15 protein-coding genes are annotated in these 16,181 nt (G+C 62.4%); 2 read left to right on the top strand and 13 right to left on the bottom strand.

Annotated features, from left to right (window positions below):
* Positions 1-29: 29 nt before the first annotated feature.
* From hflX to dusB, 8 genes are all read right to left on the bottom strand, one after another.
* Complete coding sequence (gene hflX / locus AAFN84_RS06255; protein WP_347513629.1) at positions 30-1,370, bottom strand: GTPase HflX; 1,341 nt, start codon at positions 1,368-1,370, stop codon at positions 30-32.
* Between the two features lie 63 nt (positions 1,371-1,433).
* Positions 1,434-1,682 (bottom strand): RNA chaperone Hfq, encoded by a 249-nt coding sequence (hfq, locus tag AAFN84_RS06250; RefSeq protein WP_347513628.1) that lies wholly within the window; start codon positions 1,680-1,682, stop codon positions 1,434-1,436.
* Positions 1,683-1,823: 141 nt separating this feature from the next.
* A complete protein-coding gene (locus tag AAFN84_RS06245; protein ID WP_347513627.1) occupies positions 1,824-2,687 on the bottom strand; it encodes a D-amino-acid transaminase in 864 nt (287 codons plus the stop codon).
* A gap of 133 nt (positions 2,688-2,820) precedes the next feature.
* Positions 2,821-4,185: a sigma-54 dependent transcriptional regulator gene (locus AAFN84_RS06240; RefSeq protein ID WP_347513626.1), complete on the bottom strand. Its 1,365-nt coding sequence runs from the start codon at positions 4,183-4,185 to the stop codon at positions 2,821-2,823.
* On the bottom strand, positions 4,175-6,439 hold the full coding sequence (locus AAFN84_RS06235) for a PAS domain-containing sensor histidine kinase (RefSeq protein ID WP_347513625.1): 2,265 nt from the start codon (positions 6,437-6,439) through the stop codon (positions 4,175-4,177). Before AAFN84_RS06235 ends, AAFN84_RS06240 begins: the two co-directional genes overlap by 11 nt.
* 93 nt (positions 6,440-6,532) lie before the next feature.
* On the bottom strand, positions 6,533-7,987 hold the full coding sequence (gene ntrC, locus AAFN84_RS06230; RefSeq protein WP_347513624.1) for a nitrogen regulation protein NR(I): 1,455 nt from the start codon (positions 7,985-7,987) through the stop codon (positions 6,533-6,535).
* Positions 7,984-9,120: a nitrogen regulation protein NR(II) gene (locus AAFN84_RS06225; protein ID WP_347513623.1), complete on the bottom strand. Its 1,137-nt coding sequence runs from the start codon at positions 9,118-9,120 to the stop codon at positions 7,984-7,986. Before AAFN84_RS06225 ends, ntrC begins: the two co-directional genes overlap by 4 nt.
* A complete protein-coding gene (gene dusB / locus AAFN84_RS06220) occupies positions 9,117-10,136 on the bottom strand; it encodes a tRNA dihydrouridine synthase DusB (RefSeq protein WP_347513622.1) in 1,020 nt (339 codons plus the stop codon). The genes AAFN84_RS06225 and dusB overlap by 4 nt, the downstream gene beginning before the upstream one ends.
* Positions 10,137-10,312: 176 nt before the next feature.
* Between dusB and AAFN84_RS06215 the strand changes: the two genes are divergently transcribed.
* Together AAFN84_RS06215 and AAFN84_RS06210 are read left to right on the top strand one after the other, a co-directional pair.
* Positions 10,313-11,509 (top strand): bifunctional 2-C-methyl-D-erythritol 4-phosphate cytidylyltransferase/2-C-methyl-D-erythritol 2,4-cyclodiphosphate synthase, encoded by a 1,197-nt coding sequence (locus AAFN84_RS06215; protein WP_347513621.1) that lies wholly within the window; start codon positions 10,313-10,315, stop codon positions 11,507-11,509.
* On the top strand, positions 11,506-12,003 hold the full coding sequence (locus AAFN84_RS06210) for a CinA family protein (protein WP_347513620.1): 498 nt from the start codon (positions 11,506-11,508) through the stop codon (positions 12,001-12,003). The genes AAFN84_RS06215 and AAFN84_RS06210 overlap by 4 nt, the downstream gene beginning before the upstream one ends.
* Positions 12,004-12,010: 7 nt before the next feature.
* Here the strand turns inward: AAFN84_RS06210 and AAFN84_RS06205 are convergent, their stop codons facing one another.
* From AAFN84_RS06205 to AAFN84_RS06185, 5 genes are all read right to left on the bottom strand, one after another.
* Positions 12,011-12,481, bottom strand: coding sequence for a type II toxin-antitoxin system RatA family toxin (locus AAFN84_RS06205; RefSeq protein WP_347513619.1), 471 nt, complete (start codon positions 12,479-12,481; stop codon positions 12,011-12,013).
* Between the two features lie 9 nt (positions 12,482-12,490).
* A complete protein-coding gene (locus AAFN84_RS06200; protein ID WP_347513618.1) occupies positions 12,491-13,000 on the bottom strand; it encodes an AAA family ATPase in 510 nt (169 codons plus the stop codon).
* A gap of 44 nt (positions 13,001-13,044) precedes the next feature.
* Complete coding sequence (gene lipA / locus AAFN84_RS06195; protein ID WP_347513617.1) at positions 13,045-14,013, bottom strand: lipoyl synthase; 969 nt, start codon at positions 14,011-14,013, stop codon at positions 13,045-13,047.
* 67 nt (positions 14,014-14,080) lie between these two features.
* Entirely contained in the window at positions 14,081-15,520 is a 1,440-nt protein-coding gene (gene lpdA / locus AAFN84_RS06190; protein ID WP_347513616.1) for a dihydrolipoyl dehydrogenase, read from the bottom strand.
* Positions 15,521-15,535: 15 nt separating this feature from the next.
* Positions 15,536-16,174 carry an SGNH/GDSL hydrolase family protein gene (locus AAFN84_RS06185; RefSeq protein WP_347513615.1) on the bottom strand — a complete coding sequence of 213 codons (639 nt, stop codon included), beginning with the start codon at positions 16,172-16,174 and terminating at the stop codon, positions 15,536-15,538.
* Positions 16,175-16,181 lie beyond the last annotated feature (7 nt).

The following is a 16,181-nucleotide window of genomic DNA, read 5'->3' as shown; positions in this document are numbered from 1 at the left end:
GTTCGGCATTCCGCGAACGGAGGTGACTCTCAAGCCGGCTTGACTCCGTCACCGAAGCGCCCGGCGATCTCTCGGCGAATAGCCTCAGTGGCGCGGATCGTCAGCTCGACACCGCCATCCTCTCGATCGGTTCGTCCCGTCACGTCCCCGTTGCGGTAGAGCCAGTCGACGTCGCCTGCCTGCTGTGCCGGAACGACCACCTGGATCGTGGACAGACTTCCCGCGATACGTTCCTCGACGATCGCCGCAAGCTGCTCGACACCCTCGCCCGTCACCGCCGAAATCGCGATCGGCTGGATCTTGTCTCGCCGTGCGCCCTCGCTTAGCAGCCTGTCGTGGTCGGCAGGATCGAGCAGATCCACCTTGTTCCACACCTCGAGCACGCGTCGTTCGTCTTCCGCATCGACGCCGAGGTCTCCCAGGATCCGCTCGACGTCCTCGGCCTGCGCCATCGTGTCGGGGTCGGAGATGTCGCGAAGATGGATGACAAGGTCAGCTTCGACAACCTCTTCCAGCGTGGCACGGAACGCGGCGACAAGATGGGTGGGCAGGTCAGAAATGAAGCCAACGGTGTCAGACAGAAGCACGATCGTGCCATAGGGCAGCTTCACGCGCCGCAATGTCGGGTCGAGCGTGGCGAAAAGCATGTCTTCCGCCAGGACGCCAGCGCCCGTCATGCGGTTGAAGAGCGTCGACTTGCCAGCATTGGTATAGCCGACAATGGCAACGATCGGATAGGGCACCTTCTTGCGCTTCGACCGATGCAGTTCACGCGTCCGGCGCACCGTTTCCAGTTCGCGTTTCAGCTTGATGATCTTTTCCTGCAGCATGCGCCGGTCGGCTTCGATCTGGGTTTCGCCAGGGCCGCCGAGGAAGCCTGCACCGCCGCGCTGGCGCTCGAGGTGCGTCCAGCTTCGCACGAGACGTCCCTTTTGGTAGTTCAGGTGGGCGAGATCGACCTGCAGCGTGCCCTCTCGGGTACGCGCTCTGCGTCCGAAGATTTCCAGGATGATGCCGGTGCGATCGAGCACCTTCGCATTCAACGCCTTTTCAAGATTGCGCTGCTGGACCGGCGTCAGAGGATGGTCGACGAAGACCAGTTCCGCGTCTCGTTCCTTGACGATCTCGGCAAAGTCCTCGAGCTTACCGGTGCCGAGCAACGTGGCCGGCCGAGGGTCGTTGACCGTGACGATTTCGCTGTGGACGGCATCGAGATCGATCGCGCCGGCGAGACCGATCGCTTCGTCAAGGCGGGCCTGCGGCGACCGCGCCAGGCGCGGCCGGCCGGAAGCATCATCCGCGCTGCTCCTTGGCTGGCGTGTGAGAACCGGCACGATGATGACGGCGCGTGCCGTCTTGTCGTCGGGCATGTTTTTCCGGTCCGCTCCGCTGGAACGGCCTTCCTTGCCCCCTGCCCGCCTGTTTCCGGTCAATCAGGCGTCCCGGCTGCCGTCTTCACCATCGAACATCTGTACCGGCTGGCTTGGCATGATCGTGGATATGGCATGCTTGTAGACAAGCTGCGAATGCCCGTCGCGCCGCAGCAGGACGCAGAAATTGTCGAACGAGGTGACGACGCCCGTCAATTTGACGCCGTTGATAAGAAAGATTGTAAGTGGATTCTTGCTCTTGCGAACTGAATTCAGGAACACGTCCTGGAGGTTTTGCGTCCGTTCCGCCATTTTTCTTTTCTTTCGCCGATCCCCAACGGTGCATCGCTAGTAGCGCCCAATTGAAAGGGCGATGTCAAGCGCGCAACACACAATCCGCACGCTTCGATGAGCCCGCGAACGATTCATTCGGCCCTTTCGCTGTTGCGGTTATCAGGCCGGAGTCTTCTCCGCAACGTCAAAAAATGCCTCGCGCAGGGAAAGTGTCACCGAACCGGGGTGGCCGTTTGCGACGCTGTCGCCATCGATCTCCACAACCGGCATAACCAGCGCCGTGGCGGCGGTAATGAAGGCTTCCTTAGCCTGCTTGGCCTCGTCGACGGTGAAGCTGCGCTCCTCGACGCTCAGCCCGAGCTTCTTGGCGACATCCAACACAGTTGTGCGCGTGACGCCGCGCAAGATGCCGAAATCCGCAGGCCGCGTGACCAGCTTGCCGTCCTTGGTGACGATCCAGACATTGGTCGCCGCACCCTCCTTTACGGTGCCGTCAGCGTCGACGAACCACGCTTCGGAAGCGCCCGCTTCCTTCGCCTTCTGGCGTGCCATGACGTTCGGCAACAACCCGACCGTCTTGATGTCGACGCGTTCCCAGCGGTTCTCCGGAACGGTTATGACCTTGATGCCCTGCGCGGCCTTGCTCGCCGCCGCCTTGGGATCGCTGCGCTTCGCGGTCACCACGATCGCCGGCGGAGTGTCGGCTGACGGGTAGAAATGGTCGCGCGGAGCAACGCCGCGCGTAACCTGGAGATAGACCAGCCCGTTGGTGATCTTGTTGCGACGCACCACCTCCGACATCACCATCTGAAGCGCACGCCGGCTCATGGGCCATGCGATTTGCAACTCTCCGAGCGATCGATCGAGCCGATTGAGATGCCGCGTCATATCCATGATGTGGCCGCGCGAAACCTCGCAGACTTCATAGACGCCGTCGGCGAACTGGTAACCGCGATCCTCGATGTGCACCGCTGCATCGGAGTGCGGCGTATAGCGGCCGTTGACATAGGCTATGCGTGGCATGTGTTCCCCTCTCGGTAGGGCAATAAGGCAGTACGGCAATAAGGCAGCAGCCACGGGAATTGCAAGGCGGCGCACCACCACCACGCCGCGTCTCGACACTCTTGCCGCTTTTGCGGCGCCCTTGGAACCGGTTTTACACGCCCAGCGACTTCAGCTTTCGGTGCAACGCGGAACGCTCCATGCCAATGAACTCGGCGGTGCGCGATATATTCCCCCCGAAACGGTTGATCTGGGCCAGCAGGTATTCCTTCTCGAACAGTTCCCGAGCCTCTCGCAACGGCAGCGCCATGATGTGCTGGTCCGACTGATTGGGAGCGCGTGGCATCACGTCGCCGATCTCCTGCGGCAGCAGGTCGGCGGTGATCGGCGCATCGACGTCGTCACCGCGTGCCAGGATCATCAGGCGCTCGATGTTGTTCTTGAGCTGCCGCACGTTGCCGGGCCAATTGTGGGCCTGCAGAACGGCCAGCGCATCGTCGCCGATGCGGCGCATGCGGATGCCCGCCTGGCCAGCCACCTGGCGCATGAAGTGGTCGACCAGGTAGGGGATGTCTTCGCGCCGTTCCGACAGCCCAGGCACGACGACGGGAACGACCGCGAGGCGATGGTAGAGGTCCTCGCGAAAACGCCCCTGGCGGATCAGGGTTTCTACATTCTGGGCTGTCGAAGAAATAATGCGCACATCGACCTTCACCCGCTGGGAGCCGCCGACGCGCTCAAATTGCTGGTCGACCAGCACCCGCAGGATTTTTCCCTGTGTCTCGCGCGGCATGTCGGCGACCTCATCGAGGTAGAGGATGCCGCGATGCGCTTCCTCCAGCGCGCCGACCTTGCGCAATCCGCCTCCATTGGCCTCCGTACCGAAGAGTTCCACCTCCATTCGATCCGGCGTGATCGATGCGGCGCTGACCGTGACGAAGGGGCCGTCCTTGCGCGCCGACAGCGCATGCATTGCGCGGGCGGCCAATTCCTTGCCGGATCCCGACGGTCCGATCATCATCACCCTGCTGTTTGTGGGCGCGACACGCTCGATCGTCTGGCGCAACTGCGTCATCGCCGCCGACATGCCGATCAGGTCGAACGTCTCGCCGCTGCGTTTCTTCAGGTCGGAGAGCTCGCGCCGAAGCTTCGAGGTCTCCAGGGCGCGTTCCGCGATCAGGATAAGCCGGTCCGTCTTGAAGGGCTTCTCGATGAAGTCGTAGGCGCCACGACGAATCGCCGACACCGCCGTCTCGATGTTGCCGTGGCCCGATATCATCACGACCGGCAGGTTGGGGTGGATCTTCTTGATCTCGTCGAGCAGGGCGAGCCCGTCCAGCCGCGAACCCTGCAGCCAGATGTCGAGGAAGACCAGTCGCGGCACACGGTCGGAGATCGTCGCCAGCGCGCTGTCGGCGTCGTGGGCCGTTCGGGTCTCATGGCCCTCGTCCCCGAGAATGCCGGCAACGAGTTCCCGGATGTCCTCCTCGTCGTCCACGATCAGAATGTCAGACGCCATTTTCAACCTTCTCAGTAGTCTTGTCGCGCGGTCCGGCTTCGACTGCCGGGAGCACGATCCGGATCAACGCCCCTTGCCCGCCGTGGAAATCCGTCGGCGCATCGTGCAATTCGAGTCGCCCGCCATGGTCTTCAACGATCTTCTTGACGATGGCGAGACCAAGGCCGGTGCCCTTTTCACGTGTCGTCATATAGGGCTCGAGCAGCCGCTGTCTGTTTTCGCGCGGCAGTCCCTTGCCATTGTCGATCACATCGACGCGAATTTCCTTGCCGGTTTTTTCGGCACGGATGCGAATTATGCCCGGAGTGTCGGACCCGCGCTCCGCCGCTTCGATCGCTTCCGCGGCGTTCTTGATGAGATTGCCGAAGGCCTGGCTGAGCAGCCGGCTGTCGAACGTACCCATCAAGGGCGCGCTGCCGAAATCCCGCTCGAAGGCGATGTCGGCGCGGCTGACTTCTACCAGAAATGACGCCTCGCGCAGCGGCTCGCGCAGATCGAGAACCTGCATGTCCGGTTTGGGCATGCGGGCGAATGCGGAGAACTCGTCGACCATCCGACCGATGTCGCCGACCTGGCGAATGATGGTTTCAGTGCACTGGTCGAACACCTCGCGGTCCTCGGTGATCACCTTGCCGAAACGGCGCCTGATGCGCTCCGCCGAAAGTTGGATCGGAGTCAGCGGGTTCTTGATCTCGTGAGCAATGCGGCGCGCCACGTCTGCCCAGGCCGAGGAACGCTGCGCGGAGACGAGATCAGTGATGTCGTCGACGGTCACAACATAGGAGGTCGTCTCGCCGCTGGTACCCCCTTCCTCGATGGTCACCTGCACGTTGAAGGTTCGTTCCGCCCCTGCCCTGAAGAAGGTCACTTGCTCGCGATGAACCGGCCGGCCGGATTTGCGGCCGTTGTCGAACACCGCGCCGACATTCGGCAGCACTTCGACGAGGCTGCGCCCCATTGCCGTTTCGGAGCGCAGTGCGAGCATCTTTTCCGCTGAACGATTGACGATCGAAATCGTCCCGTCCCGATGGACGCCGATCACGCCCGCGGTAACGCCCGCCAGCACGGCTTCGGAGAAGCGGCGGCGTTCATCGATCAGGTCCTTGGCGCCGATGAGTTCGGTGCGCTGCGATTTGAGTTGCAGGATCATCTTGTTGAAGGTGTCGCCCAGCGAGGCGACGTCGCCGTCCGACTGCCGGATCGGTACCGCGACGTCGAGATTACCGGTCGCCACCTCGTCGGCGGCACCGATGAGCTGGCGGATCGGCCGAACCAGCCGGTCTGCGACCGCGATGCCGGTCCAGATCGCCGAGAGCACGATCATCAAGGTCACGCCAAGATAGATCAGCGCGAAGGCGACCTGCGTACTCAGCCGGTTGGCTTCCAGCGACCGATACTCGTCCGTATTGGCACGCACGATCTGGCGAGCCCGGATGACCTCGGGGTCGAGTGTCCGGATCGTGTAGAGATAGGCGTCTTCGATGTCGCGCAGCTTGACGATGGCGCCGACGATGTTGCGTGTGCCCGGCGGTATCAGCACCGGCAAGCCGTCCGCCGCGGTCGCGATCACCTCGGCATAGGGTGCAGGCATTGGAAAGTCGGCCGGCGTATCGGCCTGCATGATGACCGAGCCGTCGGAGCGGATCATCGCGGCGTGATCGAGGCCCCTGCCCTGGGCCTGCCTGCTCAGAAGTACACGATAACCCGTGCGATCAAGTGTGTAGAGCGTGCGGTTTGCGTCGAGGTCATAGGCCATCGACAGGGTCGTACCCTGCAGGTTGCGGGCGTTCTCGTTGACGTAGGCTTCGGCAATCGACAGCGATGAGCTGATGATGACCTTGGTCCTGATCTCGAACCAGCGATCAAGTCCGAGATCGAGCGTGACCGATGCAACAATCGCAACGACGATCGCCGGTATCGCTGCGACGAGCGAGAACATCGTGACGATGCGCACATGCAGCCGCGAGGCCGCCTTGCCGCGGCGCCTCGCCATCGAAATGCGGTGGACCTCTCGGCCGATGAGTCCGATCAGCAGCAGGATGAACGCCGCGTTGATAGCGATAAGCGTCAGCGTTGTCGTCTCGTCGGGCGTGATCGGCGTCAGCCCGAGCAGCACGAGAAACGACACGCCAGAGGTCGCGAGAGCCCCAATTATGGCTGCGATGCCAGGCAGGGCAAGCAGCCTGCGCCCATCAGCGCGCGTGTTGTCTGCGGCTGGCACCGTGCCGGTCATAGCGGGGGTCTGTAACGCCATCAGCCTGTCTGTCCGCCCAAAATTGCGTTGCATCTATGCAACGCATTGTGGCGATTATGCAACGGAGCGTGGCTGGGGCTGCTGAATTGTGCGCTATTTCGATGCGCGATAAACGTTCACTCCAAGCTCGCGGATCTTCTTGCGCAGCGTGTTTCGGTTGAGGCCCAGGAGTTCCGCTGCCTTGATCTGGTTGCCGCGCGTGGCCGTCATGGAAGCCAGGACCAGCGGATACTCGACTTCCGCAAGGACACGCTGGTACAGGCCGGGGGGCGGCAACTCTCCACCGAAACTGGCAAAATAACGCTGAAGGTGGTGCTCGACCGCCTGTGCGATCGTGATGTCCTCGGGCAGCATCGATCCGCCGGGCGCGCTCGGTGCCGAATCGGTGGTGCGAAGCTCCGTCTCGATGATCTCGGCGGCGATCTCGTCCTGCGGATAAAGTGCCGCCAGGCGACGAACGAGGTTTTCCAGCTCGCGCACGTTTCCGGGCCAGGCATAGCGCTTCATCAGTTCGATGCCGCCGGACGTGATGCGCTTTATCTGCAGGCCTTCCTTTTCGCCCTGCTTGAAGAAGTGACGCACGAGGTCCGGCACATCTTCCGAACGTTCGCGTAGCGCCGGCAGGCGAAGCGGCACGACATTGAGGCGATAGAACAGATCCTCGCGGAACAGTCCCTGGTTGATCAGGGTGCGAAGGTCCTTGTTGGTCGCCGCCACGATGCGCACGTCGGTGCGGATCGGCGTCCGTCCGCCAACCGTGGTGTACTCTCCCTGCTGCAGGACGCGCAGAAGCCGTGTCTGGGCTTCCATCGGCATGTCGCCGATCTCGTCGAGGAACAGCGTGCCGCCCTCTGCTTGCTCGAAACGTCCGGTCGAGCGGTTCTGCGCACCTGTGAAGGCGCCCTTCTCATGGCCAAACAGCTCCGATTCGATCAGGTCGCGTGGGATCGCCGCCATGTTGATCGCGACGAACGGCCCGTTGCGGCGGCGGCCATATTCGTGCAGTGCGCGCGCCACAAGCTCCTTGCCGGTGCCGGACTCGCCCGAGATCATCACCGTCAGGTCGGTCTGCATCATCCGCGCCAGCATGCGGTAGATGTCCTGCATCGCCGCCGATCGCCCGACGAGCGGCATCGGGTCCGGCTGCTCTTCGCCGCGCATGTCGGGCGCATGCCGCTTCGGCTCGGACAATGCGCGGCTGACGATCGTCAGGAGTTCGGTGAGGTCGAAGGGTTTCGGCAGATATTCGTAGGCGCCTGTCTCCGATGCCCGGATAGCCGTCATGAACGTGTTCTGCGCACTCATCACGATGACCGGCAGGTCGGGGCGCGCCTTCTTGATGCGCGGCAGCATGTCGAATGCATTTTCGTCCGGCATCACGACATCGGTAATCACGAGGTCGCCGTCACCGGCGGCGACCCAACGCCAGAGCGTCGAAGCGTTCGACGTGACGCGCACGTCGTGCCCGACGCGCGACAGCGCCTGGCTGAGAACGGTGCGCACCGCCGCGTCGTCGTCGGCGACGAGGATGTTACCGCGGATCGTCATGCCGGATTCCCTTCGAGTTCGGGCGCTTCGTTCATCGCACGCGGCTCCTTCCAGGTGGGCATTAGAATGCGGAACGTCGTTCCTCGCGACGACGATTCACATTCGATCACGCCGCCATGCTCACCGACGATCTTGGCCACCAGCGCGAGGCCGAGGCCCGAGCCGTTCTGCTTGGTGGTGATGAAGGGGTCGAACAGGATGGGCAGCAGGTCGTCAGGGACCCCCGGACCATTGTCGTGGACGCAGAATTCCAGTGGCAGCGAAACGCGATCCTGGGTTCCCGGCACCGACAACCTGATGCCCGGCCGGAAGGCGGTGGTCAGTGAAATCTCCCCATTGGAATCGTTGCCGATCGCCTCAGCCGCGTTCTTCACGAGATTGAGGAACACCTGGATCAACTGGTCCCTGTTGGCATAGACCGGCGGCAAGGAGGGATCGTAGTCCTCGGCGATCTTCACCTTGCGTCCGAAGCCGTTCTTGGCGATCGCCTTCACATGATCGAGCACGATGTGAATGTTGACGGGCTGCCGGTCGATGGGTCGCTCGTCGGAGAACACTTCCATCCGGTCAACCAGCGAGACGATACGGTCGGTCTCGTCGGTGATCAGCCGGGTCAGCGCGCGGTCCTCATCGCTGACGACGCTTTCGAGCAATTGGGCTGCGCCGCGTATGCCGGACAGCGGATTCTTGATCTCGTGCGCGAGCATCGCGGCCAGGCCGGTCACCGAGCGCGCCGCACCGCGGTGCGTCATCTGGCGATCGATCTTGTCGGCCATCGACCGCTCCTGGAACATCACCACGACGTGGCCGGGCAATTCCGGCACGGGGGCGACGTAGAGGTCGACGACACGCTCCGGCCCAAGGCGCGGAGACGAAATGTCGACACGGTACTCATTGAACGGCGCGCGCTGCTCGCGCACCTGATCCACCAACGTCAGCAGCGGACTGCCGAATGGCACGAACCTGTCGAGACCAACGCGCGAAAGCATGGTCGCGCTGGAGCGAAAGAAATCTTCCGCGTCCGCATTCGCGAACACGATATTGCCAGCGGGGTTCACCATGATGACGGGATGGCGAATTGTGTTCAGCACGATCGACGCAGGGTCTGCGCCGTTGGGAAGCTTCGGCGTCATGCCGCGCTCCTTGTCGGCATCGCAGTATCGAATGCGGCGCACAGCGCTGCCTTTACCGTGTCGGGGTCTGTGGACGTCATGACCGTTGCGCGAAGGGCGCTGTCTGTTCCGGGCGCATGGCGGTCGAGATACCAGCCAAGATGCTTGCGCGCATGACGAACGCCTTGATGTGTTCCGTATAAGATCAACATGTCCTCATAATGATTTGAAATATAAGCAAAAAGCTCAATTGCACCTTTAGGAGCGGCGGGCGCCTCGCTGGCGGCGGCTTCCGCCGCGATGGCGCCGGCAAGCCATGGCGCTCCATAATGCGCGCGACCGACCATCACCGCATCGGCGCCCGACATCGCCAGAGCCCGCTCGGCATCCGCCAGCGAGTGGACGTCGCCATTGGCGACGACCGGGATTCCGACAGCCTCCTTGACCCGGCGGATTGCCCGCCAGTCGGCACTGCCCTTGTAGAACTGGCACCGTGTGCGCCCGTGAACGGTTACTAGGGCGACGCCCGCATCCTCGGCGCGGCGCGCGATCAAAGGTGCGTTGAGCGCGTCTTCATCCCAGCCCAGTCGCATCTTGACGGTGACGGGAACGTCCACCGCCGATGCGACGGCATCGATCAGCGAGAGCGCGTGGTCCGGCTCGCGCATCAATGCAGACCCGCAGTAGCCGCCCGTCACTTTCTTGGCAGGGCAGCCCATGTTGATGTCGATGACATCCGCGCCCTCGCCCACGGCAATACGCGCGCCCTCGGCCATCCATTCCGCTTCGCGTCCGGCAAGCTGCACGACATGAACGGGAACATCGGGCCGGCGAATGCGCAGAGTGGAATTGCGGCGGCCCTTTGCCAACTCGCCGCTGGCGACCATTTCCGATACGACCAGCCCGGCACCATGCATGATCGCGCGCTTCCGGAACGGCTCATCGGTGATACCCGAGAGTGGCGCGAGGAAAACGCGGTTTTCAATGACGATGCTGCCAAGACGGAGCGGTGTCGCAAGTCTGGCTGGTTGAGACATGCACAAAAACCAAGCATTAGCTTCAATTGCACAAGCAATAACCAGAAAGCCTGGTTTGTGCAACCGCGAATTCAGTTGGAGAGAGCTCTGAGGACGAATAGGGCTGGTCATCCGCCGACCCTCGCACTAAGCCTTTGCCTCGCACAAAAGCAAGACCCGGAGAGAACGGCGGAACGATGGCGGCGGGCAGAATCGGAGTGGTGATCGTCGCTGCCGGACGAGGTGAACGCGCTGGTCAATCCGTCGAGGGCCCGAAGCAATACCGCCGCATCGGAGGCATTCCGGTGATCCGCCACACCCTTGATGCCTTTCTTGCTCACCCCGCCATCGGCGACATCATCGTCGCCATTCATGCCGATGATGAAGCGCTGTTCCTGGACGCGGCAGGTGACGCGGCAAAGGCGGTGACCACGGTTGCCGGCGGGCCGACACGACAGGCGTCAACGAGGCTTGCCCTGCACGCATTGCGGCACCGGTCGCCAGAAGCTGTGCTCATTCATGATGCAGTGCGGCCCTTTGTCGACACATGGCTCGTCGACCGCGTGATTGAGGGGCTTGCGGGCGGCAGCGGCAGCCTTCCGACGCTGCCCGTCTCCGATACCTTGAAGAAGGCGGGACCCGACGGTCTTGTGGCCGGAACCATCCCGCGCGCCGGGCTATTTGGCGCCCAGACCCCACAGGGTTTTCCATTTGACGCGATTTTCGACGCCCATGAGCGCGCTCATGTCCAGGGGCATCATCACTTTACAGACGATGCGGCGATCGCGGAATGGGCTGGAATTCCCGTGCGTATCGTCGAGGGTGCGGCAGACAACGTCAAGCTGACATGGGCAAGGGATATCGAGATGGCAAACGCCCGCTTGCAGACCAACGCCTTTCCGGATGTGCGAACCGGCAATGGCTACGATGTGCATTCCTTCGAGGATGGCGACCATGTCACACTGTGCGGCGTCGACATACCGTACCATAAGCGACTGTCGGGCCACTCAGATGCCGATGTCGGATTGCACGCCTTGACGGATGCGCTGCTGGCCACATGTGGCGCCGGCGACATCGGTGTGCATTTCCCGCCTTCCGACATGCGCTGGAAGGGCGCGGCTTCGCGGATTTTCGTGGAGGAAGCGGTGCGTATCGTGCGTGGGCGCGGAGGGCGCATTGCCAATGCCGACATTACATTGATCGCAGAGGCACCGAAGGTCGGGCCGCACCGCGAAGCGATGACGAAGGCGCTCGCATCCATGCTTACCATCTCCGCGGACCGGATTTCCATCAAGGCGACGACGAACGAAAAGCTCGGCTTTGTCGGGCGCGAGGAAGGCATTGCCGCGATAGCCACCGCTACCGTGGTGTTTCACGGCGAAGTGCCGGCATGAGCGACGACCAGATCCCAAGTCTTGCACGCCGCTTTCTCGACGGATGCACGCAACGAGGCATCATGGCGGCGACTGCCGAGTCTTGCACGGGTGGACTCATCATTGCCGCACTAACCGATATCGCCGGCTCATCCTCGGTGGTCGATCGGGGTTTCGTGACTTATTCCAATGAAGCGAAGATGGAAATGATCGGCGTTTCGCCGGACACACTCGCAGCCCATGGCGCCGTCTCCCGCCAGACGGCGCTGGAAATGGCCGCCGGCGCGCTCGAGCGCAGCCGCGCGGACATCGCGCTGTCCGTGACCGGAATCGCTGGCCCCGGCGGCGGCAGTGTCGACAAGCCGGTGGGACTTGTCTGGTTTGGCGTCGCGCGAACGGGGTACGAACCAACGGCCGAAAGCCGCAGTTTCGACAATCATGGACGCGAGTTCATCCGTAAGGAAGCTGTTGCGACCGCGCTGGAACTGGGTATCGGCGCGCTATCGCGAAAATGAACTGCGTTCATACGCTCGTCTGCACCGTGCCCGTCGTGTAGATCTTATCCGCTCGCTTCTCGAACGCTTCGGCAAACATGCGGAATGCCCGGTCGAACATCGCGCCCATCAAGGCGCCGAGAATGCGGCTCTTGAATTCGTAATCGATGAAGAAGACCACGTCGGTGCCGCCGCCGGCCCGTTCTTCGAAGCGCCAGATATTGCTGAGATATTTGAACGGTCCGTCGAGATATTTGACGTCGATGCGGCTTTCCGACGGCTTGAGGACGACCTGGCTGGTGAAGGTCTCGCGGATCGCCTTGTAGCCAACGGTCATGTCGGCGACAAGCAAGGTGACACCGTCGCGCTCGCGCCGCGAACGCACCGTCAGATCCTCGCACATCGGCAGGAATTCGGGGTACTGTTCGACATCCGCGACCAGGGCGAACATCTGCTCGGGTGAGTGCGTGACGACTCTGGTGGTTTCGAAACTGGGCATGAAAAAGCGCTACACCGCGATTTTCAGTTGGGCAAGAACTGCCGCGGTCTCGGCAGGCGTGCGTAATGTCAGGAGCGGCACTGGCGGATTGCAGGCTTCAAGCGCCTGCATGATTTCCGGAGATTCCGTGCGCTCGAAATTCCAGATGTATCGCAGAAACTCCATATCGATCCTTTCCGGGCACCCTTCCGCCATCTCCGGTCTGCTTTTGCCGGAATACTGAAGCCGACGCTTCAATACCCTTGCCAGACAAAGGTGTCTCGGCATGCGCATCCACACGACCAGATCCGCGCGCGGAAGCCGAAGGTCCAGCGTTCCCGGGCTGGTACCGTCCATGATCCATCGCTCGCCGGCCGCGGCTTCGGCGATCATCTGGCGAATTTCCGCCCTCTCCCGCAGCCTCCATCCCGGCATCCAGAAGAACTCGCGATCCATCGATATGTATGGCAGCCCGAGCGCGCCTGAAAGCGCGCGCGACAAGGTCGATTTGCCGCTTCCCGAGCAGCCGATGACGAGCATGCGCCTGGCCGATCTCAGCGACGGCCATGCATGGGCTATGGGGATCAAACCGTCGCTGCCAGTTTCTTTTCCCGCGCAACGCGCAGCCGTGCGAAATCATCGCCCGCATGATGCGAGGATCGCGTCAGAGGGCTGGATGCCACCATGAGGAAACCCTTGGTGTAGGCGATCGTCTCGTACGACTTGAACTCTTCCGGAGTGACGAACGCCTTGACCGGGTGATGCTTGCGAGAGGGTGCCAGATATTGCCCGATGGTGATGAAGTCGACGTCGGCCGTGCGCAGGTCGTCCATCAGCTGGAGCACTTCGTTGCGCTCCTCGCCGAGGCCGACCATGATGCCTGACTTGGTGAAGATGGTAGGATCGATCTCCTTGACCCGCTGCAGCAGGCGCAGCGAATGGAAATAACGCGCGCCCGGCCGGACCTTGAGATAGTTCGACGGCACCGTCTCCAGGTTGTGGTTGAACACATCGGGCCGTGCGGCAACGACGGTTTCCAGCGCCCTGGCGCCATCCTTGCGCAGGAAGTCGGGCGTCAGGATTTCAACTGTTGTGCCCGGTGAGGCCGCGCGAATGGCATGGATCACGTCTGCAAAATGCTGCGCTCCGCCATCGGCGAGGTCATCCCGGTCGACGGAGGTGATCACCACGTGGTTCAAGCCCATTTCGCGTACGGCCTTGCCGACACTCTCCGGTTCCGCCGGATCAAGCGCCGTGGGAATGCCTGTCGCGACATTGCAGAAGGCGCAGGCGCGCGTGCAGATCTCGCCCATGATCATGAAGGTGGCGTGCTTCTTGTCCCAGCACTCGCCGATATTGGGACAGCCGGCCTCCTCGCAAACGGTGACGAGCTTGTTCGACTTCACGATCTCGCGCGTTTCGAGATAGCCCCGCGAAACAGGTGCCTTGACGCGTATCCACTCCGGCTTGCGTAGCACTTCCTGGTCGGGCCGGTGGGCCTTCTCAGGGTGGCGCGGGCGCGGCTTGTCGATCAGATTGAGAACGTTGACCATGCTGGAAGAATCCTTGTCGTCCGGCAGATATAGGCGTTGCGGGGCGGGATTGAAACCGCGCCACCGCCTACATGTTCAGCGCGCGGCCGTAAGCGTCGAGCACGCTTTCCTTCATCGTTTCCGACAGCGTCGGATGCGGGAAGATCGTATGCATCAGGTCTTCCTCGGTGGTTTCCAGGTTCATCGCCACGACGAAGCCCTGGATCAGTTCTGTTACTTCGGGACCCACCATGTGAGCGCCAAGCAACTGGCCGGTCTTCTTGTCGAAGATCGTTTTCACGAGGCCCTGGTCGTCCCCCAGCGCCACCGCCTTGCCGTTGGCGACGAACGGAAACCGGCCGACTCGCACGTCATGCCCCGCGTCCTTGGCTTTCGCCTCAGTCAGGCCAACGGACGCAACCTGCGGATGGCAGTAGGTGCAGCCGGGCACGCGCGACTTGTCGAGCGGGTGCACGTCGAGACCTGCGATCTTCTCCACGCAAATGACGGCCTCGTGCTCGGCCTTATGCGCGAGCATCGGTGGACCTGCGACGTCGCCGATCGCATAGACGCCGGCGACATTGGTGCGGCAGTAGCCGTCAATGGCGACAGCGCCGCGGTCGAGCTTGACCCCGATGGCCTCGAGGCCGAGATTCTCGGTGTTGCACTGGACCCCGACGGCGGAGATCATCCGGTCGGCGGTGATCTTCTCGACCGAGCCGTCCTTCTTCTCGACATGCGCAGTGACGGAGTTCGCGGCCTTGTCGACCTTCGTCACCTTGGCTTCGAGAATGAACTTCATGCCCTCCTTCTCCAACCGTTTCTGGGCGAATTTGGAGATCTCGGCATCTTCCACCGGCATGATTTGCGGCATCAACTCCACGACGGTCACGTCGACGCCCATCGTGCGGTAGAATGATGCAAACTCGATGCCGATGGCACCGGAACCCATCACCAGCAGAGATTTGGGCATTTCCTGCGGCACCATTGCCTCGAAATAGGTCCAGATCAGCTTGCCGTCGGGCTCGATGCCGGGCAATGCGCGGGGCCGCGCGCCCGTCGCCACGATGATGTGCTTGGCCGTGTAGGTACCCTCGCCCTTGGCGTTCTTCGGCATCGGCGCCTGCGGCTGCATGACCTTCTTCGCGGTCTTGGAGACGACGATTTCATTCGGCTTGGTGAACTTTGCCTCGCCCCAGATCACATCCACCTTGTTCTTTTTCATCAGCATGCCGACGCCGCCGTTCATGCGCTCGGCAATACCGCGCGAGCGGGCGACGATCGCCTTCAAGTCGGGCTTTACCGATTCGATCGTCAGGCCGTAATCCTTGGCGTGCCCGGCAAGATGCATGACCTCGGCGGAGCGCAGCAACGCCTTCGTCGGGATGCAGCCCCAGTTGGAGCAGATGCCGGCCAGGTGTTCGCGCTCGACGATCGCGGTTTTCAGCCCGAGCTGCGCGGCGCGGATTGCGGCGATGTAGCCGCCCGGTCCAGCCCCGATGATGATGACGTCGTAATTCTCGGCCACTGCCCGTCTCCTCAGTCAAAGTCCCAGCATCATCCGGACGAGAGGCTCCAGCCCCTTGCCGATGGCGCGTGTGTTGTCGGCGTCGAGATGCGCACCGTCGATCGGCGTCGTCTTCGCGACGGAGCCCGCGTCGAAGAAACCGCATCCTTCCAGATCGGCGAGATCGGAATAGAGGCTGGCCAGCATTGCCGACTGCTCCCTGCCGAGGCCGAAGCTTGCGGCAAAATCCGGATCGGCGGTTTCGCAAAGTGCCGGCGGCGCGACGATCAGCACCTCCGGCGCGTCCATCTCGAAAGGATAGGCGTGCGCGCGAACGATGTTGATCAGCCGGCGCATGCCCTGCTTGGCGCCAAACGCATGGCCGCAGACGAACGGCTTCATGTCGTTCGAGCCGAGCATGATGATGACGAGGTCGATCGGTGCGTGCGAATGAAGGATCGTTGGCAGCAGACGCGCGCCATTCCTGTCAGCATCGGCGAGATGGTCGTCAAAGGCGGTGGTACGGCCGTTGAGACCTTCGGCAATCACCTGCGCCTTTTCGCCCAGCAGCGACTGCAGGACATTGGGCCAGCGGTCTTCCGGCGCGTGCCGCGCCGGTCCGCGAGGATCGTAGCCCCATGTGAGTGAGTCGCCATAAGATAGGATGGTCTTCATCGAGCAC

It is taken from the genome of Mesorhizobium sp. CAU 1741 (assembly GCF_039839275.1).
Taxonomy (GTDB): Bacteria; Pseudomonadota; Alphaproteobacteria; order Rhizobiales; family Rhizobiaceae; genus Aerobium.
Note: the sequence above shows the minus strand (reverse complement) of the source record. Positions and strands in the feature narration are given on the sequence as shown.

Coding starts and splice junctions, on each gene's coding strand:
- hflX (WP_347513629.1), bottom strand. CDS start 1,370: ATGCCCGACGACAAGACGGCACGCGCCGTCATCATCGTGCCGGTTCTC.
- hfq (WP_347513628.1), bottom strand. CDS start 1,682: ATGGCGGAACGGACGCAAAACCTCCAGGACGTGTTCCTGAATTCAGTT.
- AAFN84_RS06245 (WP_347513627.1), bottom strand. CDS start 2,687: ATGCCACGCATAGCCTATGTCAACGGCCGCTATACGCCGCACTCCGAT.
- AAFN84_RS06240 (WP_347513626.1), bottom strand. CDS start 4,185: ATGGCGTCTGACATTCTGATCGTGGACGACGAGGAGGACATCCGGGAA.
- AAFN84_RS06235 (WP_347513625.1), bottom strand. CDS start 6,439: ATGGCGTTACAGACCCCCGCTATGACCGGCACGGTGCCAGCCGCAGAC.
- ntrC (WP_347513624.1), bottom strand. CDS start 7,987: ATGACGATCCGCGGTAACATCCTCGTCGCCGACGACGACGCGGCGGTG.
- AAFN84_RS06225 (WP_347513623.1), bottom strand. CDS start 9,120: ATGACGCCGAAGCTTCCCAACGGCGCAGACCCTGCGTCGATCGTGCTG.
- dusB (WP_347513622.1), bottom strand. CDS start 10,136: ATGTCTCAACCAGCCAGACTTGCGACACCGCTCCGTCTTGGCAGCATC.
- AAFN84_RS06215 (WP_347513621.1), top strand. CDS start 10,313: ATGGCGGCGGGCAGAATCGGAGTGGTGATCGTCGCTGCCGGACGAGGT.
- AAFN84_RS06210 (WP_347513620.1), top strand. CDS start 11,506: ATGAGCGACGACCAGATCCCAAGTCTTGCACGCCGCTTTCTCGACGGA.
- AAFN84_RS06205 (WP_347513619.1), bottom strand. CDS start 12,481: ATGCCCAGTTTCGAAACCACCAGAGTCGTCACGCACTCACCCGAGCAG.
- AAFN84_RS06200 (WP_347513618.1), bottom strand. CDS start 13,000: ATGCTCGTCATCGGCTGCTCGGGAAGCGGCAAATCGACCTTGTCGCGC.
- lipA (WP_347513617.1), bottom strand. CDS start 14,013: ATGGTCAACGTTCTCAATCTGATCGACAAGCCGCGCCCGCGCCACCCT.
- AAFN84_RS06185 (WP_347513615.1), bottom strand. CDS start 16,174: ATGAAGACCATCCTATCTTATGGCGACTCACTCACATGGGGCTACGAT.